Here is a 4,940-nt window from a genome sequence, read left to right as displayed (position 1 = left end):
CTTCAGGCCGCTGCCCAGTTCGCGGTGTGCCCTGTGGGTAGGCCTCGGCCAGGCGCTTGAGGGCCAGCGTGGTCAGCGCGCCAAACGATTCGGGATAACGGAAAAACCAGGTCTCCGGCACGATCACCGCTTCGATCAACGCCTGCTGCTCCTGCGTCGACTGTTGCAGGTGCAGCCAGTAATCATCCAGATCGCGCGCCTGCAAGGCGGCGCTGCGCTGGCGCAAGGCGCGCTCGATCATCGGCGCACCCACCGATGCCACATCCAGCCCGATACGTTCCTGCAAGAACCGGAAAAAACGCTGCTCGCTGCTCATGGCTGCTCACCGACCGAAGGAAACAGCAACGCGCGGACCTCGTCGGACAACAGGTCGGGCACACTGATCCACTGCATCAGGCCCTGCTCGTCTTCGCGCACCGGCCCAAGGTAGGGGGCCTGGCGATTATCGACACCATAGGGGCGAAAATCCGCGGGGTTGCAGCGCAGCGTGTCGCTGGCCTGTTCGAGGATCAAGCCCAGCAGCTGCGGCGCCGGGTGATGGCCCACGCGATAGTGCACCAGCACCAGGCGCGTGCTGGTGCGCAGCGGCGCGGGTTTGCCAAAGCTCAAGGCACCGACGTCGATCACCGGTACCAGCGCGCCACGATGCGCCAGCACCCCGGCGACCCACGCCGGTGCGTGGGCAATGGGTTTGAGGGGCAGGCGCGGCAATACCTCGACCACCGCGTGGGTGTCCAGGGCAAAGCGCTCGCCGCCAATGCGAAACACCAGGAACAAACGCCCCTGGCTGGCCGCATCCGAGCTGCGGCGTGGCTGAAGGTCGTTCATCGGCGCGTCAGACTTTGAACCGCGACACGCCACCGCGCAGGCCGACTGCGACCTGGCTCAACTCGTCGATGGCAAAACTGGCCTGGCGCAACGACTCGACGGTCTGGCTGCTGGCATCGCCCAGTTGCGTCAGCGCATGGTTGATCTGCTCGGCGCCGGTGGCCTGGGCCTGCATGCCTTCGTTGACCATCAGCACCCGCGGCGCCAGCGCCTGGACCTGGTGGATGATCTGGGTCAGCTGTTCGCCGACCTGCTGCACCTCGAACATGCCGCGGCGCACTTCTTCGGAAAACTTGTCCATGCCCATCACGCCGGCCGATACCGCCGACTGGATCTCGCGCACCATCTGCTCGATGTCGTAGGTGGCCACGGCGGTCTGGTCGGCCAGGCGGCGTACCTCGGTGGCGACCACGGCAAAGCCGCGGCCGTACTCGCCGGCCTTCTCGGCTTCGATCGCCGCATTGAGCGACAGCAGGTTGGTCTGGTCGGCCACCTTGACGATGGTCACCACCACCTGGTTGATGTTGCCGGCCTTTTCGTTGAGGATCGCCAGCTTGTTGTTCACCAGGTCTGCCGCGCCCATCACCTGCAGCATGGTCTCTTCCATGCGTGCCAGGCCCTGCTGGCCGGAGCCGGCGAGAACCGAGGCCTGGTCGGCGGCGCTGGTCACTTCGGTCATGGTGCGCACCAGGTCGCGCGAGGTTGCAGCGATCTCCCGCGAGGTGGCGCCGATCTCGGTGGTGGTGGCGGCGGTTTCGGTGGCGGTGGCCTGCTGCTGCTTGGAGGTGGCGGCAATTTCGGTCACCGAGGTGGTCACCTGCACCGACGAGCGCTGGGCCTGGGACACCAGCGTGGTCAGTTCGCCCATCATGTCGTTGAAGCCGGTCTCCACCGCGCCGAACTCGTCCTTGCGGTCCAGGTTCAGGCGTACGCTGAGATCGCCACCGCGCAGTTTGTCCAGGGCACGCACGATCAGCTGCATGGGGGCGGTGATGGCGCGCATCAGCATCAGGCCGCAGATACCGGCCGCCACGATGGCCAGCACCAGCGACAGCATCATGCTGACCTTGGCGGTGGTCACCGCGCTGACGATGGCGTCGGTAGCCTGCTCGGCCGACTCGCGATTGCCCTCGATCACTTCGTTCAGGTGCTTGCGCCCGTCGACCCAGGCCGGGGTCATGCTCTGCTCCAGCAGACGCTGGGCTTGGACATAATTCTTGTTGCGGTAAAGCTCCAGCACGCTGTCGACGATCTTCAGGTAGCCCTCTTCCAGACGGGTGAACTCATCGAAGCTACGCCTGTCCTCAGCGGTATTGATAGTGTTCTGATAGCTGGCCATGTGCTGCTTGAGCCGGTCGTTGAAGCTCTTGTACAACTCGGCATCGGCACTGGTCAGTTCGCGATGTTCGCTCAGCCCGACCAACTGCTGGGTGGTGACGTAACTGTCGACCCAGGCACTGCGGATCATGGAGCTGTAGTAGACCCCGGGAATGCTGTCCGAACGTACCGCCTCCTCGCTGGACTCGATCGCCATCAGGCGCGAGTAGGCAGCGACCACCATCAACAGCATGATGGCGATGATCATGGCGAAGCTCGCCAGGATACGTTGGCGCAATGTCCAGTTCTTCACAGTCAGCCCTCAAGAGTTCTACGCGAGCATAAAAATGCGCAGATTATAGCCCAGGCACCCTGTGAGTACGTGGCTTAGATCAAGACGGCTTGGGCAAAATGGCCTGATAAATGACCATTTGCCCGGGTTTTCCGGTTCAGGCCTGGCGCACCTGCTTTTCCAGCTCGGTCTTGAGCGCCGGGTCGAGCCTGAGCTGCTTGGCCAGTTCGTCGAGGTAGGCGCGTTCCATGAAGTGCTCCTCGTCCACCAGCATGACGCTGGCGATGTACATTTCGGCGGCCATCTCAGGGGTGCTGGCGGCGCGGGCGACGTCGGCCGGGTCGAGCGGCTTGTGCAACTCGGCATGCAGCCACTGCTGCAGTTGCGGGTCCTGGTCGAGCTTGACGAATTCGCCCTCGATCAGTGCCTTTTCGCGCTCATCCACATGCCCGTCGGCCTTGGCCGCCGCCACCAGTGCCTTGAGGATCGCCTGGCTGTGCTGCTCGGCCTGGGCAGCGGGCAGACGGTCGAGGGTCTGCGGTTCGCGCTGCGCCGCACCGCCCTGCTGGGCCTGCCAGTTGCCGTAGGCCTTGTAGGCCAGCACCCCAAGCGCAGCGAGGCCACCGTAGGTGAGGGCCTTGCCGCCCAGGCTGCGGGTTTTCTTGTTGCCCAGCAGCAGGCCCATGGCGCCTGCCGCCAGGGCGCCACCACCGGCACCGGACAGCAGGCTGCCCAGCCCGCCAGAACCCCCGCCACCCAACAACCCGCCAAGCCCGCCACGGGTACCGGGCTTGGCGCCGGAGCCTTTGCCCGCCTGGTTCTGCAGCAGCTCCTGACCGGATTTGAGCAACTGGTCGAGTAAACCTCGGGTGTTCATCTGAGCGTCCTCAAAAAGGAAATGAAGGCCCCAGAGTAATGCCTGCTTCGCGCAGGGGCGTGGCGCATTTGCTTCCGGATGTTGCATCTGCAGGAACGCACTACGCTAGTAGGAGCAGCTCCGATTGCAGCCCTTTGTCAGCGCCCCGTCAAAACACGACTAGAAGAGGGAACATCATGCTTGTGCACTCCACCGCATTGCTCAGTGCCCTGTGCACTGCCCTGCTCGCCAGCGCCAGCCTGCAGGCCGCCGAACCGCTCAAGGCGGTGGGTGCCGGCGAGGGGCAACTGGATATCGTCGCCTGGCCCGGTTACATCGAGCGCGGCGAAAGCGACAAGGCCTACGACTGGGTGAGCGGCTTCGAGCAGGACACCGGGTGCAAGGTCAACGTCAAGACCGCCGCCACCTCCGACGAGATGGTCAGCCTGATGGCCAAGGGTGGCTACGACCTGGTCACCGCGTCGGGTGACGCCTCGCTGCGCCTGATCGCCGGCAAGCGCGTGCAACCGATCAACACCGCGTTGATTCCCAACTGGAAGCTGCTCGACCCGCGCCTCAAGGACGGCGCCTGGTATGTGGTCGACAAGCAGGTCTACGGCACACCCTATCAGTGGGGGCCGAATGTACTGCTGTACAACACCAACGTATTCAAGCAACCACCTGCCAGCTGGAGCGTGGTGTTCGAGCCGCAGGAGCTGCCCGACGGCAAACCCAACAAGGGCCGCGTACAGGCCTACGACGGGCCGATCTACATCGCCGATGCAGCGCTGTACCTGAAGTCGGCCAAGCCGCAACTGGGCATCCAGAACCCCTACGAACTCAACGAGACGCAGTACAAGGCGGTGCTCGACCTGCTGCGCCAGCAACAGCCGCTGATCCACCGCTACTGGCATGACGCAACGGTGCAGATGAGCGATGTGAAGAACGAAGGGGTGGTGGCCGCCAGCTCCTGGGGCTACATGGTCAACGGGCTCAAGGCCGACCAGCAGCCGGTAGCCTCGACCATTCCCAGAGAGGGCGCCACCGGTTGGGCCGACACCAGCATGCTGCATGCCGATGCCAAGCACCCGAACTGCGCCTACAAGTGGATGGACTGGTCACTGCAGCCCAAGGTGCAGGGTGACGTGGCGGCCTGGTTCGGCTCGCTGCCGGTGGTGCCGGCGGCGTGCTCGGGCAGCCAGCTGCTGGGGCCCGAGGGTTGCAAGAGCAACGGCTTCGAGCTGTTCGACAAGATCGCGTTCTGGCGCACCCCGCAGGCCGAAGGCGGCAAGTTCGTGCCGTACAGCCGCTGGACCCAGGACTACATCGCGATCATGGGCGGGCGTTAGGGGCGGCGCCCGCAGGGCGCCTGTACAGGAGCACCGCGCATGACCCCAGCCGTACAGTTCACCGACGTTTCACGCCTGTTCAGCGAGGTCAGGGCCGTCGACCAGGTGTCCATCGACATCGAGGACGGCGAGTTCTTCTCCATGCTCGGGCCCTCGGGCTCGGGCAAGACCACCTGCCTGCGCCTGATCGCCGGCTTCGAGCAACCCAGCCACGGCTCGATCCGCATCCATGGGGTCGAAGCCGCCGGCTTGCCGCCCTACCAGCGCGACGTCAATACGGTGTTCCAGGACTACGCGC

5 protein-coding genes and 1 pseudogene are annotated in these 4,940 nt (G+C 64.7%); 2 read left to right on the top strand and 4 right to left on the bottom strand.

The genetic code is table 11. From position 1 onward, the window contains the following. The 4 genes and pseudogenes from G3436_RS14600 to G3436_RS14585 form a co-directional block, all read right to left on the bottom strand. A pseudogene (locus G3436_RS14600) lies at window positions 1-316 on the bottom strand (CheR family methyltransferase); the annotation flags it as partial. Further along, entirely contained in the window at window positions 313-828 is a 516-nt protein-coding gene (locus G3436_RS14595) for a chemotaxis protein CheW (RefSeq protein ID WP_163946150.1), read from the bottom strand. The gene G3436_RS14595 and the pseudogene G3436_RS14600, both read right to left, overlap by 4 nt. A 7-nt stretch (window positions 829-835) precedes the next feature. After that, window positions 836-2,458 carry a methyl-accepting chemotaxis protein gene (locus G3436_RS14590; protein WP_163946147.1) on the bottom strand — a complete coding sequence of 541 codons (1,623 nt, stop codon included), beginning with the start codon at window positions 2,456-2,458 and terminating at the stop codon, window positions 836-838. A gap of 136 nt (window positions 2,459-2,594) precedes the next feature. Then, window positions 2,595-3,314: a tellurite resistance TerB family protein gene (locus G3436_RS14585; protein ID WP_163946144.1), complete on the bottom strand. Its 720-nt coding sequence runs from the start codon at window positions 3,312-3,314 to the stop codon at window positions 2,595-2,597. Between the two features lie 176 nt (window positions 3,315-3,490). On the opposite strand from G3436_RS14585, the gene ydcS reads away from it, so the two are divergent. Beyond that, on the top strand, window positions 3,491-4,642 hold the full coding sequence (gene ydcS, locus G3436_RS14580) for a putative ABC transporter substrate-binding protein YdcS (RefSeq protein WP_163946142.1): 1,152 nt from the start codon (window positions 3,491-3,493) through the stop codon (window positions 4,640-4,642). A 39-nt stretch (window positions 4,643-4,681) separates the two neighbouring features. Beyond that, a partial coding sequence (locus tag G3436_RS14575) for an ATP-binding cassette domain-containing protein (protein ID WP_163946139.1) occupies window positions 4,682-4,940 on the top strand: 259 nt, incomplete at its 3' end.

It is taken from the genome of Pseudomonas brassicae (genome assembly GCF_010671725.1).
Lineage (GTDB): Bacteria > Pseudomonadota > Gammaproteobacteria > Pseudomonadales > Pseudomonadaceae > Aquipseudomonas > Aquipseudomonas brassicae.
Note: the sequence above shows the minus strand (reverse complement) of the source record. Positions and strands in the feature narration are given on the sequence as shown.

Bases quoted from the DNA above. Each gene is read 5' to 3' on its own strand.
- ydcS (WP_163946142.1), top strand. From the start codon at position 3,491: ATGCTTGTGCACTCCACCGCATTGCTCAGTGCCCTGTGCACTGCCCTG.
- G3436_RS14585 (WP_163946144.1), bottom strand. From the start codon at position 3,314: ATGAACACCCGAGGTTTACTCGACCAGTTGCTCAAATCCGGTCAGGAG.
- G3436_RS14595 (WP_163946150.1), bottom strand. From the start codon at position 828: ATGAACGACCTTCAGCCACGCCGCAGCTCGGATGCGGCCAGCCAGGGG.